Origin of the sequence: Micromonospora sp. NPDC049580, assembly GCF_040675595.1 — a bacterium.
In the GTDB taxonomy this organism is placed as follows: domain Bacteria; phylum Actinomycetota; class Actinomycetes; order Mycobacteriales; family Micromonosporaceae; genus Micromonospora.
Map to the genome: position 1 here is coordinate 1 of NZ_JBFAPG010000101.1, position 15817 is coordinate 15817.

The window sequence follows — 15817 nt, forward strand, 5'->3', positions numbered from 1 at the left end:
CGGCGCTGGCCGCCACCATGGTGGTGGCGGTGGTCTTCGGGATTGGCGCGGCCGTCTTCGTCTACCTGGCCCGGGCCAACCTGGTCCGCAACGTGGACGCGGCTGCCCGGCAACGCGCCGCCGAGGTGGCCACGGCGGTAGCTGGCGGTGACTCCGGTGCCATCGCCCAGACGCTGAAGCCCCGTCCGGGGGAGCAGAGCCTGGTGCAGGTACTGGCGCCGTCGGGTGTGGTGCAGGCGGCGTCGCCGACGCTCGACGGTGCCGTGCCACTGTCCCGGCTGCGTCCCGCTGCCGGCGAGACGCTGCGGGAACAGCGGACGCTGCCCTTCGCGGACGATGACGCCTATCGGGTGGTCGCGATTGGTGTCGGCACCAGCTCGGGCACCCGGACGGTGCTGGTGGCCCAGTCGTTGCGACCAGTCCACGAGAGCACCGAGGTGATCGCCGCGATCCTGGTCATCGGGTTGCCGGCGATGCTGCTGCTGATCGGCGCGGCCGTGTTCCTGTTCGTTGGCCGGTCGCTGCGTCCGGTGGAGGCGATTCGCCGTCGGGTAGCGGGCATCACCGCCCGAGATCTGCACGCCCGGGTGCCGGTGCCCCAAGCGCACGACGAGGTGGCGGCACTCGCGCAGACGATGAACAGCATGCTCGACCGACTGCAGACGGCGGCGACCAGTCAACGGCGGTTCATCGCCGACGCCAGCCACGAACTGCGCAGCCCGCTGGCAACCCTGCAGGCCGGCCTCGACCGCCTTACGATGACGCCCCTGCCTGGCGCGAACGACGACCTGGTCCGACTGATGCGCCGAGAGTCGCAGCGACTGGGCAGGCTGGTCGCCGACCTGCTGCTCCTCGCCCGTATCGACGAACACGGGCTCACCCTGCGCCGTGAGGACGTCGACCTCGACGACCTGGCCTACACCGAGCGGGAGCACCTCTCCGCCCGCCGACCGGACCTGACCGTCCGAACCCAGCTCACCGCGGTGCGGGTGACCGGCGACGCCCACGACCTCGGGCGGGCGCTGCGCAACCTCGCTGACAACGCCGCTCACCACGCACGCCACGAGGTGCTCCTACGGGTCGGGGCCGAGGACGGGTGGGGATGCCTGGAGGTCACCGACGATGGGCCGGGCGTGCCGGTCGCCCAGCGGGAACGGATCTTCGAACGGTTCGTCCGGCTCGACGAGAGCAGGGCCCGCGCCGACGGCGGAAGTGGTCTGGGCCTGCCGATCACCCGGGAGATCGTTGCGGCGCACGGCGGGACCGTGCGGGTGCTGCCTGGCCCCGGAATGACGATCCAGATCCGTCTGCCGCTGACCGGCGACAGCGAACCGGGCGACTGACCCCCAGGGCGTGTGCGACTGCCGGTGTCCTCGCCTTTCAGGGTCCTCTCAGTCGCGAACAGATTGGCTGGGCCCAGCCGGTCGACGGGAGCCGGGTCGGCGACGGGATCGGACGCCCGATGAACTATCACCTGTTTCACTTCATCAACGCAGCTGCCGGACATCGTGATCCGCTCGACGACGTGCTGGAGTGGTGCGCTGTCTGGCTGATCTACCCCCTCGGCGCCGTGGCGGCGTTCGCGCTGCTGCTCGGCCTGAGATCGCGTGGTTGGCCGCTACTCGTCCGCGTCGGGGCGTCGCTGGCCTTGGCGTTCGCCGCCGGTCAGGTGGTCGCACGTGCCAGCAACGAGGCCCGCCCGTTTCAGACGCATCCCGTGCATCAGCTGATCCCACACGACCCAGGAGGGTCGCTGCCCAGCGACCACGCCACGGCGGCTTTCGCGGTGGCCTTCGCCGTCGGGGTGTTCCTGTCCTGGCGCTGGGGGTTACTGCTCTCGGTGCTGGCCGCTGTCATCGGCTTCGCCCGAGTCTGGGCGGGCGTGCACTACCCAGCCGACATCCTCGCCGGCGCGGTCATCGGCGGGGGAGCGGTTCTGATCATCGCGCTTGCCGCACGCGTCCTCGGTTGGCGCGCCCACCAACACCGTCCACGGGCTGCGACCAGCAATCACTGATCACTCTTGCCCGCCCGCACCGCCCGATTACGCACCACACCCCTCGGAGGTTATTTCGTGTCAACGTCCCTCGCTTCGGCGGCTGCGGGGCCCAGCTTCCTCGACCCGGAGTGGTTGATCTCCACCTTCGGGCTGATCGGCATCCTCGCGATCGTGTTCGCCGAGTCAGGGCTGCTGATCGGGTTCTTCCTGCCGGGTGACTCGCTGCTGTTCACCGCCGGGCTTCTCGTCGCCGACGGCCACTACCTGCACCAACCGCTCTGGCTGCTCTGCCTGCTGGTGGCCGTGGCCGCGATCGCCGGGGATCAGGTGGGGTACCTGTTCGGCAGGCGAGTCGGCCCGAGCCTGTTCCGCCGACCCAACTCCCGCCTGTTCAAGCAGGAGAACGTGCACCGGGCCAACGACTTCTTCGACCGCCATGGAGCCCGGTCCGTGGTGCTGGCCCGGTTCGTGCCGATTGTGCGGACGTTCACCCCAATTATCGCCGGAGTCAGCCACATGCGCTACCGGACGTTCCTGGCCTACAACATCATCGGCGGGGCCCTCTGGGGCGTCGGCGTAACCGTCCTGGGCTACTTCCTCGGCCAGGTCGCGTTCGTCAAGGCCAACATCGAGATCATCCTGATCGGCATCGTCGTGGTCTCCGTCCTACCGATCGGAATCCAGCTCCTCCGATCCCGCTGGAGCACCGCCCGGACCTCCGCCCGCTCGTCGTAGGGGTTGTTACAGGCTGATCGGCGTGCAGGACCAAGCGTGGTCGACGATGTCCTCGGCTGTCCGGGAGCGGCCGGCGGGCCAGAAGATCATGTCGCTGATGTGCAGACATCCCGTCCGGCGCGTAAGGCCGTCCAGGCACCAGGAGGCGGTTCGTTCATTTCCGCCACCGGTGATCAGTAGGGTGCGTACCACGACCGGCGTCGTCTGCTTGGGGATCCAGCGGCGGGAACTCCGGCAGGCTTCTTCGCGTACCCGCTCAGATCGGTCAGCGGCGCACCCGATAGCGCAGGTGAAGCACCCGGTTGCCGTGAATCACCACGTCAGGATCCTCCAACAGGTGCTGCGCGTGGACCGACCCGAAGTAGCGCTTGCCGGACCCGAACACGACGGGTACGACGTCCGTGCGCACCTCGTCGATCAGGCCCGCGGCAAGCACCTGGCCACCGACGTCGCCAGCGGCGACCTCGACCACTCGGTCACCCGCAAGCTCCTGTGCCTTGGCCATGGCTGCCTCGACGCCGTCGACGAAGTGGAACGGCGCCTCGGGATCCCAGCCCTCGGGCGCCGGCCGGTGCGTCACGACGACCACGTGGTCGATCCCGCCCGGAGGCTTCCCGTCCCAGCCGTCCGTCATGTCGAAGACGTGGCGGCCGACGACTGTCACCCCGATCTGGTCCCAGTATGGCCGGGTGTAGTCGTAGGACGTCTGTGACACTTTCAGCCCGCCGCCCTCGTCCAACGGGACGTCACCGCTGGTCAACCAGTCGAACAGCGGCCCGGGCTGGTCATTCTCGTCCGCGATGAAGCCATCCACGGACACCGAGCTGTACATGACCACTGTGCCCACGGGGCTCTCCTCTACTTCGGGGTGCCCTCAAGTTAGCGCGCCGTGAGCTGTCGCTCTTGTAGGAAATCAATCGGCCGGCAGTGGCCAGCCGTCCATCGCGTGGCCGGGATGTTCGCGCAGGAACCGCCGCCGGACTTCGAGGTACCGGGTCGGAGTGAGCCCGGTGAACGCCCGGAACTCGTGGCCGAAGTGGGCCTGGTCGAAGTAGCCCGCAGCACCGGCGAGCTCACCCCAGTCGATCGGTCCGGCGGGGTTGATCGCGAACACGGTGGCGGTGAAGCGGTGGGTGCGGGCCAGCCGCTTCGGCGTGACGCCGATGAGCTCCTTGAACCGCTGCGCCAGATGGGTGCTGCTGACACCGGCTGCGACACTCAGGTCGCCGATCGCCACCGCCCCGCTGGTCGCCGCGATGACGCTGCTCGTGTGGCGGACCAGCCCCAGGCCAGCGGTCTCGCACAGCCGTCGCATCAGCTCCTCCTCGAGCAGCGTCAGCATCTCGTGGGGTCCGTCCGCCGTGGCCAGCCGGTCTCGCAGCTCGGCGACGGCGGGCCGGCCCCAGACCTGCTCCAGCGTCACCGGCCGGTCACACAGCTCGGCCGCGGGCATCGGCAGGAACGGCGCCAGCCCCCACGGCTTGACGTGCACGCCGACGGACCGGGTCCGGAGTGGATAGCCGAACTCGAACGCGCGGGTGGGCGTGGTGACCACGCAGCCGTCGGCGTACTCGGCCGTCTCGATGTCTGTGCCGGCGCGGATGCGGAACGGCGGTCCGAGATTGACGATGAGCAACGCCGCCGGCATCGGCGGCAGCGTCAGCCGGGCGTACGGCGGCGTACCCTCCAGGTAGTAAAGGTCGTCGATCAGCCCGTCCAGCGGCGGTCGCGGCACTCTGGACACGTACTCCACGCTCACAGCATCGCCGACGCCCCGCCGGCACCACGCGCCGGCATGGCGGTCGAGCGCGTCAAATTTCTCCACCTTGCGCCCATCCGTCTCTAGGGCGGCCTCGAATGCCTCATGACAGCAGCAATGACGTACAAGCATCTGAGGAGTTCGTATGAAGCGGCGCCTGTTTGCCACGGTTGGCGTAATCGCGGTGCTGGCCCTGTCCGCCTGCGGCGGTACCGACAGCGAGGACAGCGCCAGCGGCGCGCCGAGCATGTCGGCCAGCGCGCCGATGGCTTCGGCCTCGCCTTCGATGATGATGTCGGGTCAGTTCGGCTCGGGGTGCTCGGCCGTGCCGGCCGATCCGTCCAACCCGGGTAGTTTCGAGGCGATGGCGAAGGTGCCCGTGGCCACCGCCGCATCCGGCAATCCGCTGCTCTCGACGCTGGTGACGGCGGTCAAGAAGGCCAACCTGGTGGACTCGCTCAACGGCGCGCAGGGCGTCACGGTGTTCGCGCCGACCAATGACGCGTTCGCCAAGATCCCGAAGGCGGATCTGGACAAGGTCCTGGCCGACGACGCCATGCTGAAGAAGGTCCTGACCTACCACGTGGTGCCGACCCAGTTGTCGCCGGACACTCTGGCTGGCACCCACAAGACGTTGCAGGGCGGCGAGCTCGTGGTGACCGGCAGCGGCTCGTCGTTCACCGTCAATGGCACCTCGATGGTGGTCTGCGGGAATGTCTCGACGGCCAACGCCACCGTGTACATCGTTGACACCGTTCTGATGCCCAAGAGCTGATGGCGTCGACCGACATCGAGCGCCGGCCGGCGAACCGCCGGCCGGGGCCGTCCCTCAGCATGACCGCCGTTCGCGGCCTCGTCGTCGGCGTGTTGACCGCCGGGGTGGCCCTCGCCGTGGCTCATCTCCTCGCGGCGCTGGTCGATCCGGCCGCCGACCCGGTGCTGGCAGTCGGTGGCGTCGCTATCGACCTGGCACCGCAGAGCGTCAAGGCATTCGCCATCCGCACCTTCGGCGCCAACGACAAGATCGCTCTCCTTGTCGGCGTCTACGCCCTGCTCGCCCCGACCGCGGTTCTGCTCGGCGCGGCGGCGCTACGACGACGCCGCTACGGTCTGGCTGGCCTCGCCGTGTTCGCTGCTGTCGGTGTCGCCGCCATCCTGTCCCGCCCGGGGGCGACGTCGTCGGACGTCCTGCCGGTCCTGGCGGGCGTCGGCATCGGGATGGCGGCGATGCTGGTGTTGGTGCGCGCCGCTCGGACGGTCAGGGTCACCGCGTCGAGCCGGCCGCGGCTGCTCAACCGCCGTCAATTCCTGGCCACGGCGACGGGGGCAGCGCTGACCGCCGGCGTCGCGGCCGCGATCGGCCAGGCTGTCGGTCGCGGCAGCGCGGTGGGTGCCCGTTCCCGCGCCGGCGTTCGGATTCCGCCGCCAGTGCGACCGGCGCCGCCGCTACCCGGCGGTGTCTCCGTTGGCGTGGACGGGGCCTCGGCGTTCGTCACCCCCAACCGGGACTTTTACCGGGTCGACACCGCTCTCACCGTCCCGCAGGTCGACCTTGAAACCTGGCGGTTGACTCTCGACGGAGCGGTCGATCGCCCTCGTACCTGGAGATTCGAGGATCTTCTCGCCCGTGGCCTCGTGGAGCGTGACATCACGCTCAACTGTGTCTCGAACGAGGTCGGTGGTCCCTACATCGGCACAGCCCGCTGGACCGGCGTTCCCCTCGCACCGCTGCTATGCGAAGCGGGCGTACGCCCCGGGCAGAACCAGCTCGTCAGCCGCTCGGTGGAGGGCATGACCATCGGCACCCCGATCGAGGCGATCCTCGACGGGCGCGACGCGCTCCTGGCCGTGGCCATGAACGGCGAACCCCTGCCCCTGGAACACGGCTTCCCCGTCCGCATGCTCGTGCCCGGCCTTTACGGTTACGTCGGCGCCTGCAAATGGCTCACCTCGATGAAGGTCACCACCTTCGACGCGTTCGACCCCTACTGGGTCCAACGCGGGTGGGCAGCCGATGCACCCGTCAAGACCGCATCTCGCATCGACACTCCGAAACCCTTCGCCCAACGTCGCGTCGGACCCGTCATGATCGCCGGTGTCGCCTGGGCGCAACGGCGCGGGATCACCGCCGTCGAGGTGCAGATCGACGACGGGCCGTGGCGGCAGGCCCGCCTCGCCGACGGCCCATCGCCGGACCTGTGGCGGCAGTGGACCTACCGCTGGGACGCCACCCCTGGCAGCCACACGCTGCGGGTACGGGCCACCGATGCCACCGGTGCGACCCAGACCGACCAGCGGGCCGCGCCCTTCCCCGACGGCGCGACCGGCTGGCACAGCACCACCGTCACCATCACCTGACCTCCCGGGCCGAAAAGAACCCCGTCCGGCACCAATCCGGCGACCACCACGCCACGAATCCCTCCTGACCGCACGTGAGTATCAACGCCGTACCCAGGCGGAGACGGAGATCTGTTGTGAGACTGTCCCGAGCCCTGCTCGCCCTACCAGCGGCCGTGCTGGTCCTCGCGTTCCCGGGCGTCGCGCAGGCCGACGAGAGCGTGCAGGTCCAGCTGCAGGACCTCAACGAGACCGGTGCCACCGGTACCGCGACGTTGACCGCGACGAGTGGCGGCGACCTGAAGGTCATGATCCGGTCGAAGGGCATGACGCCGAACTCGCCGCACGCCCAGCACGTGCACGGCGCGGCCAACGGTATGGACTTCCACTGCCCGGACAAGTCCGCCGACACCAACGGCAACGGCTTCGTCAGCACGGAGGAGGGCCTGAAGATGTACGGGGACATCTTCATCTCGCTGACCACCACCGGGGACACGACCAAGGCCAGCGGTTTGGCGGTGGACCGGATGCCGAAGGCCGACGCGCAGGGCAACCTCAGCTACGAGCGCACCATCCCCGCTGCCGACCTGCCCAAGGGCACCATCGAGCACCTCAAGGACCTGCACCTCGTGCAACACGGCATCGACGCCAACAAGAACGGTAAGTACGACATGGAAGCTCTCGGGGAGTCGACGTTCGCCAAGTCCATCGGCGTCAACGGCATCCCCGCCGAGGCTACCGACCCCGCGACGTGCGGCATGGTCAGCGGTGCCGCCGCCGGGTCCGTACCCGCCGGGGGTGTCGCCACCGGCGATGGCAGCACCTCCGGTGGATCGCCGATGATGATGTACACCGTGGGTGGCCTCGCGCTGCTCGGCGCCGCGGGTGCGGTCGTCGCGCGACGCCGGCTCGCCGGCGAGCGCTGAGCCGGAATCGTTCGTGATGGACACCGGCGACGCACCAGTGCCGGCCGGACGCCGCCGGGGGCGCTTCACGCTCCTGGCGGTGGCCGGCATCCTCACCGTGACGGCGGCCGTGTCGATCGGCTTCGCGGTGACCGACCGGGCTGGGGAGCCACCTCGGCCCGACGCCTCCGCTGCCGCCCCAGCCGCGACGGCGTCGCCCGCTCGGGCGACCAAGCCGGGTGAATTGACCTCGGGACCACTGATGGCCAGTTCGCCCCCAACGCGGGTGTCGATCCCGTCGCTGAAGGCCACCGCCGCGATTGTCGCCCTCGGCCTGCGGGCGGACGGGGCGATGGAGGTCCCGGACAGCGCCACCGACGTGGGCTGGTTCACCAAGGCACCGACGCCAGGGGCCCTCGGTCCGGCCGTGCTGGCCGGGCACGTCAACTGGAAGGGCCGTCGTGGAACGTTCTTCGATCTGGGCAAGCTGTCCGTCGGCGCCGGGATAACGGTCAACCGTCAGGACGGCAGCACCGCGATGTTCACCGTCAGCAAGGTCGAGCAGTATCCCAAGGACGACTTTCCCACCGATGAGGTGTACGGGGCTACCGACCATTCGGCGCTACGCCTGATCACCTGCGGCGGCGAGTTCGACGACGCCACTCAGCACTATCGCGACAATGTCATCGTCTACGCGCGCCTCGCTCACGCTCATGCCGCCTAGCACTCGAGTACGCGGCGGCACACGGAACGGCCGCCAGCACAGGAGAGGACATGCCGAGAATGAGCGGTGACCCGGAACAGGCGCGGCGGCTACGTTCGGTGCCGCCGGACACCCCGACGCCACCGAGCGCCGACGAGCTGCTGACTCGGGTGGCACGGGGCGACGAGGCGGCGTTCGCGGCGCTGTACGACACGATGGCGGGCCGCGTCCTCGGGCTGACCCGCCGCGTCGTGCGCGACCCGGCGCAGGCCGAGGAGGTGACGCAGGAGGTGATGGTCGAGGTGTGGCGCACCGCTGGCCGCTTCGAGGCCGGTCGTGGCTCAGCCTCAGCCTGGATTCTGACCATGGCGCACCGCCGGGCGGTGGATCGAGTGCGTTCCGAGCAGGCCCACACCAACCGCACCCTGCAGGTCGCCGCGACCGAGACGCATGTCCCCTATGACGAGGTTGTCGAGGACGTCACCGCCCGGTTGGAGCGGGAACAGGTCCGCCGGTGCCTGGGCCGGCTGACGCCGGTCCAACGGGAGGCGGTGGCCCTGGCCTACTACGGCGGCCACACCTACCGGGAGGTCGCCGAAAAGCTGAAGACCCCGCTGCCGACGGTGAAGACGCGGATGCGCGACGGACTGATCCGGATGCGTGACTGCCTGGGAATCGAAATGGAGGGACGGGCATGAGCGCCGACATCCACACCCTCGCCGGCGCGTACGCCCTGAACGCGGTCGACGACCTCGAGAGGGCGGCGTTCGAGCGGCACCTGGCGGACTGCGAGTCGTGCCGCCTGGAGGTGACCGAATTACGGGAGACGGTCGCACGGCTCGCCGACGACACCGTCGTCGAGGCCACACCCCCGGGGTTACGGGAGCGCACCCTCACCCAGGCGGCGCGCACCCCGCAGTTGCGCTCGGCTGCCGCAGGAGACAGCGCCAGACGGCAGGCAAGCAGGTGGCGACGGATCACCGTGGCTGCCGCCGCGGCCGTCCTCGTGGCCGGCGGCGCGAGCGCGGTCACCTGGACCGTGAGCAATGATCGGATCAGCGACGAGCAGGCCAGCAGCGACCAGGCTCGGCAGATCGCCGCCGTCCTGGACGCCCCGGACGCCCGGGTGTTCGAGCGGTCGCTGCAGCCCGGCGGCTCCGCGACCGTGGTGGTCTCCCGCGACCGAGACCGAGGGGTGGTGCTGCTGCGCGACCTGCCGGAACCCGGCCCCGGGCGGATCTACGAGCTCTGGCTCATCCGCGGCAGCGAACCCCGCAAGGTGGGGCGACTAGCCGAGGGCGCCAGGGCGTCGACCACGGTCATCGGCCCGGTCGCCGAGGCGGCAACCTTCGGCGTTTCCAACGAGCCCGCGGGCGGCTCCGTCGCCCCCACGCGAATCGTGGGTACGGTCGAGCTGAGCTGAGCTGAGCTGAGCACGGGCCGGCTGCGGTCACACCGTCAGCCGGTCCAGCCGGTCCGCACCGACGGCCGATGTGCTTCCCGCTCATCCACCCATCCGAGCGGTGGACCGCTCCGAATCACCAGCATGGATGACGAGCTGCTCGCCGGCCGGTACCGCAGGCTCCTGCCGATCGAGGACCCTGCCACTCCGGGACGGGCCTGGCTGGCCCGCGACGAGGTGCTCGACCGAGACGTCGCGCTCAAGCAGATCGCCGTGCCGGGATGGGCGAGCGACGCGGAACGGTCCCGGTTGCACGAGCGGACGCTGGCCGAGGTTCGTGGACTGGCCGGGCTGGACCACCCGAGCGTGATGGGGATGTGGGACGTGCTGAGCGCCGACGGGCTGGAGTACGTGCCCTCCCGGTCCCTGCCCGAGGTGGTTGCCGCCGACGGCCCGCTGACGCCGGTCGAGGTGGCGCGGGTCGGGCTGCACCTGCTCGCCGCACTGAACGCCGCACACGAGATGGGTGTGGTGCATCGGGAGCTCTGTCCGCAGAACGTGCTGCTCGGCGACGACGGGCGCGTCATGCTCGGCGGGTTCGGCCTGTCGATCTTCGACAGCCACAGCCCGGCGACCGTCAGTGCGGCGAACCTGTCGAGGAACCAGTACGTCGCGCCGGAGCGCGCTCGCGATGGCAGGGCCACCCCCGCCTCGGACCTGTGGGCTCTCGGCGCGACGCTCTACCTGGCCGCGGAGGGCCGCCCACCGTGGACCCGGCCCTCGACCCTGGCCACACTCGCCGCTCTGGCCACCGAGGCGCCCGACCGGATGAGCGTCCTGCCACTCGAACCGGCGGTCACTGGACTCCTGCTGCGCAATCCCCGTCAGCGTCTGTCCGCGTACGAGGCCCGCGCCCTGCTGGAGCAGGTGGCCGAGGCGACCGTACCGATCGAGCCCGTGCCGGTGCCCCGGGCGCGCCGCCGGTGGCGGATGTCCACCCGACCGCCGCGGCGGTCGCGGACCACCACGCCGCCGGTGCCGATCGCCGAGGACGCGATCGACACCACGGTCATCACGGCGAGGGCGTCGAACACCCGCGACCGGACGACCGGCTGGGCGTTCGCTGGCGCAGTGTTGGGACTGTTGACGGTCGTGGCCATCATTGTCACGGCAGCCGGTGCCGTTCTCGGCGGCCTGCGTGGCCAGGACGGCGTGCCGGCCGTCGACCCGGGCGGTGCGGCGGCCGGCGCGATGGAGTCGACCAGTGCGGAAGTGCCCGCCCACCTCTGCCTGGACGATGACGCCTCCAGCGAGGCCGAGCCTCTGCAGGAACCCACCGCACCGCTCCCGTACGCGCTGCCCGACGGATGGGCTTGGCACCAGGACCCGGCCCGCTTCCTGGTGGCAGTTCCGCACGGATGGACCCGGCACACCGAGGGCGAAACTGTCTGCTTCCGCGACCCCGCCGAGGTGCGAGCCATCGCTGTCGACCTCACCGCCGAAGCTTCCCCCACACCCTCGAAGCAGTGGGCCGCCGCAGAGCGCGAGGCGGTGAAGACCGGGGCGCTTTCCGGCTACCAGAAGATCAGCATCGGGCCGGTCATCCGCGCGGGTGGCGCCGCGGAGTGGGAGTACACCTGCGACCAGGCCGGCGGTGTGCGGCTGCACGTCCGGCGGCTGCTGGTCAATGACAGCAGGACCCGTGCCCACAGCCTGTCCTGGATGACCCAGGACAGCCAGTGGACCGCGACGGAGCCTCTGCAACGACTGGCCCTCGCAAGCTTCCGCCTCGACTGACCCGTGTGCCCGAACGTGGTCACCTCCATCGCAGCCAGTTCCAGTTGCGTTCGCGGCGGGCCGCCGAATGCCGCGCATGGCCGACGCCCCGCTCCACGGTCACCCGCCCGTAGGCGGTGGCGGATCGGCGCTGCCAGGCCGGCAACCCGGAAGCCACCGTCGGGCGGCTGACGCAGGCCCGTTCGGCGGTTGTTTGTCGATGTTCGCCGCCCGCCACCGGACCGGATGGCACCCTGGGCCCGTGGACTGGGCAGCGAGCCAGGGAAAGGTGGCATCAGGATCACGGTGAACGGCAACTGATGCGTACCGCGTTGATCGTGTTGGCCGCGCTGGCGGCGGCCGTGGTCGTGGACCTGGTCTCCGGCGTGCTGGCTCGCCGGGTTGCCCGTGGCCGCTACAAGTGGCTGCTGGAGCCGCTGCGGCTCGCCTGCCGCCGCCCGGCGGCCGCGGTCCTGCTGGTCTGGGTGGTGTACTACGCGCTGCCGCCCGGACTGACCGGGTGGCAGCGTTATCTGCGGCACGCCATCCTGCTGACCCTGATCGCCGTCGGTGCGTGGCTGGTGGTCAGGGTGTTGCAGGTGGCCGAGGCGGTCGTGTTCAGTCGACTGCCGAATGATGTGACCAGGAGCCGGCGGGCCCGGCGGGCCCGGACCCAGATCCGTCCGGTGCGGCGGCTCACGGTGGTCGTCGTCACGATCGTTGCGATCGGCCTGATCCTGATCACCTTCCGGCCGGTACGCCTCTTCGGCGTCTCCATTCTGACCTCGGCCGGGGTGGTCGGCGCGGTGATCGGCCTCTCCGCCCGAACCGCGCTCGCCAACGCGTTCGCCGGCATCCAGGTCGCCTTCGCCGACGGGCTGCACGTCGGCGACGTGTTGGTGGTGGAAGGCGAATGGGGCCGGGTCGAGGAGGTGAAGCTGACCAACGTGGTGATCCGGCTCTGGGACGAACGGATACTCATCCTGCCGACCACGTACTTCACCGAGCGGCCGTTTCAGAACTGGACCCGCAACGAGTCGCGGGTGATCGGCAAGATCCAGATCCATGTCGACCACACCGCGGACCTTAACGACCTGCGCCGGGAGGTACGCCGACTGGTCGAGTCCGCACCGCTGTGGGATCGCAGCCAGTGGGTGCTCCAGATGGTCGACGCCACCGCGCAGACCGTGATCATCCAGGTGCAGGCCTCAGCTGCGGACGGCGCCAGCGCCTGGGACCTGAGCTGCGACCTACGCGAGGGACTGATCCGCTATCTGCGTGACCAGCACCCCCAGTGGTTGCCCCGCACCCGCAACCAGTACCAGCCGTGACCGGCGGGTCTCTTTCGGCCCCGCCGTTGCGCTGGGTCAGCCGCCGGGCAGCGCTCGGGGCCGGGCTGATCCTCCCGGCCCTGAGCCCCATCGAGTCAGGCTGTCGACATCTGGCGGACGTGTTTGCCCTCGGCGAACTCCTCGACCATTTTCGAGCAGAAGGCTGGGAGGTCGCTGGGGTTGCGGCTGGTGACCAGGCCGTTGTCGACCTGCACCTGTTGGTCCACCCAGTTTCCGCCAGCGTTGCGGATGTCGGTGCGCAGGCTGGGGAACGAGGTGACGGTCCGACCGTTGACCATTCCGGTCTCGACCAGCGACCAGGGGCCGTGGCAGATCGCCGCCACCGGCTTGTTCTGCTGAAAGAACGCTCGGACGAAGTCCATCGCCTGCGGGTTCATCCGGAGCCGGTCGGGGTTGACAGTCCCGCCTGGCAGCAACAGGGCGTCATAGTCGGCCGCATCGGCCTCGTTCACGGTCCGGTCCACGTGATATCGGTTGGCCGGATTGATGTCCTGGTTCATCGACTGGATCTCGCCGGATTGCAACGAGATCAGGTGGACCTCGGCTCCGGCCTGCTCTGCGGCGGCCCGGGACTGGGTGTATTCCACGTCCTCCACCCCGTCAGCGGCGAGGCAAGCAACTCGCTTGCCGGTCAGTGGCTGCTGGCTCTGCGCCATTCTGCGGCCTCCCCTTCGCGGCGCCACCCCGTCGGCGGCGCATCGCTCACTCCCGGGTCGCCTTCCCGGTGCGGGCACCCACAAACGGGCCAGCGAACGCCGCCCGTGGGTGTGCTGCCTGTCGCAGCGGGTAACGCAGGCAACCTACTCGTATTCAGGCTCAGGAAGGTCGACAAATGATCGAGCTGCCGTCCGGCCAAACCATGCCCGTGCTCGGCCAGGGAACCTGGTACCTGGGTGAGCGCCCCGCAAAGCGGCGGGACGAGATCGCCGCCCTACACACCGGGCTCGACCTGGGCTTGACCATGATCGACACTGCGGAGATGTACGGTGACGGCGCTTCCGAGGAACTCGTCGGCGAGGCGATCACCGGACGACGCGACGACGTCTTTCTGGTCGACAAGGTGCTGCCGTCCAACGCCAGCCGACGGGGAACCGTGCAGGCCTGCCGCCGCAGCCTGCAACGACTCGGCGTCGACCACATCGACCTCTACCTGCTGCACTGGCGCGGCTCGCATCCACTCGCGGAGACCATCGAGGCGTTCGCGGAACTCGTCGACGCCGGTGACATCGGGCAGTGGGGCGTGAGCAACTTCGATCTTTCCGACATGACGGAGCTACTCGAGACGGCGGGCGGGCAAGACTGCGCGACCAATCAGATCCTGTACAACCTCACCCGCCGCGGTCCGGAATATGACCTGCTGCCGTGGCTACGCGAGCACCGGATCCCGGTGATGGCCTACTCGCCGATCGAGCAGGGTCGACTGCTCGGCCACTCCCAGATCGCGGAGATCGCCGCCCGGCACGAGGCCACCCCGGCCCAGGTGGCGCTGGCCTGGGTGCTGCGGCAGGAAACGGTGGCGGCCATCCCCCGATCGTCCAACCCCGAACACACCCGGGAGAACGCGGAAGCGCGAGACCTGCAGCTGACGGAGGAGGACGTAGCGGCACTCGACACCGCGTTCCCGCCGCCGACCGGCCCGCAACCGCTCGAGATCTTGTAGCGTCACCAACCTCCGACTGAGGGTGGGCTTGTGGGAATGCCCTCGAACCCGGAACCCGGCGGGTGCTCGCGCCCGCCGGGTAGAACCGCGGCTGGCCCGCCGCCTTCAGCCTCTTCGTCGGCCAGGTCGGCGAGTGATCCGGCGAATCACCCCGAACTGGTACAGGCCAGCGCTGGTGATCGCGTAGAAGACGGGCAGAAGGAGAAATATGGCGAGGCCGAGCAACGGCGCCACCAGGTAGCCGACTACCCCCGCGAGGACGTACAGGACGACCCCGGCGAGGGCCCGGAATCGCTCGACGTGAAAGAAGTCGTCTCTGACCTGTTCCTTCAGCAAGTCGGGGCTTCGGGCCAGGTAGTGGTAGAACGCCAGCCAGCTTGCGCACAGCAACGCGCCGATCAACGCGTAAAAGGCGACGGCCACGCGCTGGTCCGCGTTGTTGTGCTCCTGCAGCGCGTGCGACACGACGGCGGTCGGAAACGGTAGCAGGGCCGTGCTGAACAGCACGAACAGGTTCACCCAGTGCAGGCCGCGATCGGTCTGCTGAATGCGGTTGAACGCCGCCTTGTGATTGAGCCAGACGACGGCCACGTACGAGTAGGACGCGAGATACGCGCCATACGACGGCCACTGGTTGAGCAGGCCGGACAGGAGGTGGCCGGGTGGTACGTCCGGTACCCGGAGGTCCAGGACCAGCAGTGTGATGATGATGGCGAAGATGGCATCGCTGAACGCCACGGCACGGCTGGTGTCCGACCGGGTGCCCAGGTCCGTGTCTGACCCGCTCACCAAGCGCGCCTACCCAGTGTCGTCCGCCGCAAACTGCCGGGCGCGGCGCTCCACACCGGGAGGACGCCGCATCCGGCCGGCCGCCGTGCGCGCGCGGCGGCCGGATGCAAGTGATCCGTCAGGGTTTGAGGACAACCTTCTCGCAGTTGTCCTGCTTGTTCTTGAACATCTCGAAGCCGCGTTCTGCCTCGTCCAGCGACAGGGTGTGGGTGATGACCCGGGTCGGATCGATCTCCCCACGCTCGATGCGCTGCAGCAGCGGCTTCATGTAGCGCTGCACGTGGCACTGGCCGGTACGCAGGGTCAGCGCGCGGTTCATCCACGCGCCGGCGGGAAACTTGTCCAGCAGACCGCCGTACACGCCGATCACCGACACGATGCCACCGCTGCGGCAGGACAG

The 15817-nt window shown here is 69.5% G+C and carries 16 protein-coding genes and 1 pseudogene; 12 read left to right on the forward strand and 5 right to left on the reverse strand.

From position 1 onward, the window contains the following. From AB0J68_RS11660 to AB0J68_RS11670, 3 genes are all read left to right on the forward strand, one after another. The coding region (locus AB0J68_RS11660; protein ID WP_363938029.1) for a HAMP domain-containing sensor histidine kinase at nt 1–1343 on the forward strand (1343 nt) is incomplete at its 5' end. A 119-nt stretch (nt 1344–1462) separates the two neighbouring features. Next, nucleotides 1463–2017 (forward strand): phosphatase PAP2 family protein, encoded by a 555-nt coding sequence (locus AB0J68_RS11665; RefSeq protein WP_363938032.1) that lies wholly within the window; start codon nt 1463–1465, stop codon nt 2015–2017. 57 nt (nt 2018–2074) lie between these two features. After that, entirely contained in the window at nt 2075–2734 is a 660-nt protein-coding gene (locus AB0J68_RS11670; RefSeq protein ID WP_354857770.1) for a VTT domain-containing protein, read from the forward strand. 265 nt (nt 2735–2999) lie between these two features. Here the strand turns inward: AB0J68_RS11670 and AB0J68_RS11675 are convergent, their stop codons facing one another. Both AB0J68_RS11675 and AB0J68_RS11680 read right to left on the reverse strand, forming a co-directional pair. After that, complete coding sequence (locus tag AB0J68_RS11675; protein ID WP_355138356.1) at nt 3000–3581, reverse strand: dihydrofolate reductase family protein; 582 nt, start codon at nt 3579–3581, stop codon at nt 3000–3002. Between the two features lie 66 nt (nt 3582–3647). Then, nucleotides 3648–4487: a helix-turn-helix domain-containing protein gene (locus AB0J68_RS11680; RefSeq protein WP_363938035.1), complete on the reverse strand. Its 840-nt coding sequence runs from the start codon at nt 4485–4487 to the stop codon at nt 3648–3650. Between the two features lie 151 nt (nt 4488–4638). On the opposite strand from AB0J68_RS11680, the gene AB0J68_RS11685 reads away from it, so the two are divergent. The 8 genes from AB0J68_RS11685 (at nt 4639) to AB0J68_RS11720 (ending at nt 12947) form a co-directional block, all read left to right on the forward strand. Next, a complete protein-coding gene (locus tag AB0J68_RS11685; protein WP_355066592.1) occupies nt 4639–5268 on the forward strand; it encodes a fasciclin domain-containing protein in 630 nt (209 codons plus the stop codon). Between the two features lie 59 nt (nt 5269–5327). Beyond that, the gene (locus AB0J68_RS11690; protein WP_363938038.1) at nt 5328–6851 is read left to right on the forward strand and encodes a molybdopterin-dependent oxidoreductase; all 1524 of its coding nucleotides are present in this window, start codon (nt 5328–5330) and stop codon (nt 6849–6851) included. Between the two features lie 116 nt (nt 6852–6967). Next, a complete protein-coding gene (locus AB0J68_RS11695) occupies nt 6968–7756 on the forward strand; it encodes a hypothetical protein (protein ID WP_354857757.1) in 789 nt (262 codons plus the stop codon). A 79-nt stretch (nt 7757–7835) separates the two neighbouring features. Further along, entirely contained in the window at nt 7836–8459 is a 624-nt protein-coding gene (locus AB0J68_RS11700; RefSeq protein WP_363938041.1) for a class F sortase, read from the forward strand. 50 nt (nt 8460–8509) lie between these two features. Then, nucleotides 8510–9136 carry an ECF RNA polymerase sigma factor SigK gene (gene sigK / locus AB0J68_RS11705; protein WP_355066589.1) on the forward strand — a complete coding sequence of 209 codons (627 nt, stop codon included), beginning with the start codon at nt 8510–8512 and terminating at the stop codon, nt 9134–9136. Further along, nucleotides 9133–9861: an anti-sigma factor gene (locus AB0J68_RS11710; protein WP_354857751.1), complete on the forward strand. Its 729-nt coding sequence runs from the start codon at nt 9133–9135 to the stop codon at nt 9859–9861. The genes sigK and AB0J68_RS11710 overlap by 4 nt, the downstream gene beginning before the upstream one ends. A 123-nt stretch (nt 9862–9984) precedes the next feature. After that, a complete protein-coding gene (locus AB0J68_RS11715; RefSeq protein ID WP_363938044.1) occupies nt 9985–11637 on the forward strand; it encodes a serine/threonine-protein kinase in 1653 nt (550 codons plus the stop codon). Between the two features lie 299 nt (nt 11638–11936). Next, nucleotides 11937–12947 (forward strand): mechanosensitive ion channel domain-containing protein, encoded by a 1011-nt coding sequence (locus tag AB0J68_RS11720; protein WP_354857747.1) that lies wholly within the window; start codon nt 11937–11939, stop codon nt 12945–12947. Between the two features lie 95 nt (nt 12948–13042). Here AB0J68_RS11720 and AB0J68_RS11725 read toward each other — a convergent pair whose 3' ends face one another. Further along, nucleotides 13043–13624: a type 1 glutamine amidotransferase domain-containing protein gene (locus AB0J68_RS11725; RefSeq protein WP_354857744.1), complete on the reverse strand. Its 582-nt coding sequence runs from the start codon at nt 13622–13624 to the stop codon at nt 13043–13045. Between the two features lie 176 nt (nt 13625–13800). On the opposite strand from AB0J68_RS11725, the gene AB0J68_RS11730 reads away from it, so the two are divergent. After that, nucleotides 13801–14628, forward strand: a complete 828-nt coding sequence (locus AB0J68_RS11730) for an aldo/keto reductase (RefSeq protein ID WP_355138362.1) — start codon at nt 13801–13803, stop codon at nt 14626–14628. Between the two features lie 105 nt (nt 14629–14733). Here the strand turns inward: AB0J68_RS11730 and AB0J68_RS11735 are convergent, their stop codons facing one another. Together AB0J68_RS11735 and AB0J68_RS11740 are read right to left on the reverse strand one after the other, a co-directional pair. Beyond that, nucleotides 14734–15417, reverse strand: coding sequence for a TMEM175 family protein (locus AB0J68_RS11735; protein ID WP_363938048.1), 684 nt, complete (start codon nt 15415–15417; stop codon nt 14734–14736). Nucleotides 15418–15535: 118 nt separating this feature from the next. Beyond that, nucleotides 15536–15817 (reverse strand): annotated as a pseudogene (locus AB0J68_RS11740) (glutathione-dependent formaldehyde dehydrogenase); the annotation flags it as partial.

Bases quoted from the DNA above. Each gene is read 5' to 3' on its own strand.
- AB0J68_RS11730 (WP_355138362.1), top strand. From the start codon at position 13,801: ATGATCGAGCTGCCGTCCGGCCAAACCATGCCCGTGCTCGGCCAGGGA.
- AB0J68_RS11690 (WP_363938038.1), top strand. From the start codon at position 5,328: ATGACCGCCGTTCGCGGCCTCGTCGTCGGCGTGTTGACCGCCGGGGTG.
- AB0J68_RS11665 (WP_363938032.1), top strand. From the start codon at position 1,463: ATGAACTATCACCTGTTTCACTTCATCAACGCAGCTGCCGGACATCGT.
- AB0J68_RS11720 (WP_354857747.1), top strand. From the start codon at position 11,937: ATGCGTACCGCGTTGATCGTGTTGGCCGCGCTGGCGGCGGCCGTGGTC.
- AB0J68_RS11710 (WP_354857751.1), top strand. From the start codon at position 9,133: ATGAGCGCCGACATCCACACCCTCGCCGGCGCGTACGCCCTGAACGCG.
- sigK (WP_355066589.1), top strand. From the start codon at position 8,510: ATGCCGAGAATGAGCGGTGACCCGGAACAGGCGCGGCGGCTACGTTCG.
- AB0J68_RS11725 (WP_354857744.1), bottom strand. From the start codon at position 13,624: ATGGCGCAGAGCCAGCAGCCACTGACCGGCAAGCGAGTTGCTTGCCTC.
- AB0J68_RS11715 (WP_363938044.1), top strand. From the start codon at position 9,985: ATGGATGACGAGCTGCTCGCCGGCCGGTACCGCAGGCTCCTGCCGATC.
- AB0J68_RS11685 (WP_355066592.1), top strand. From the start codon at position 4,639: ATGAAGCGGCGCCTGTTTGCCACGGTTGGCGTAATCGCGGTGCTGGCC.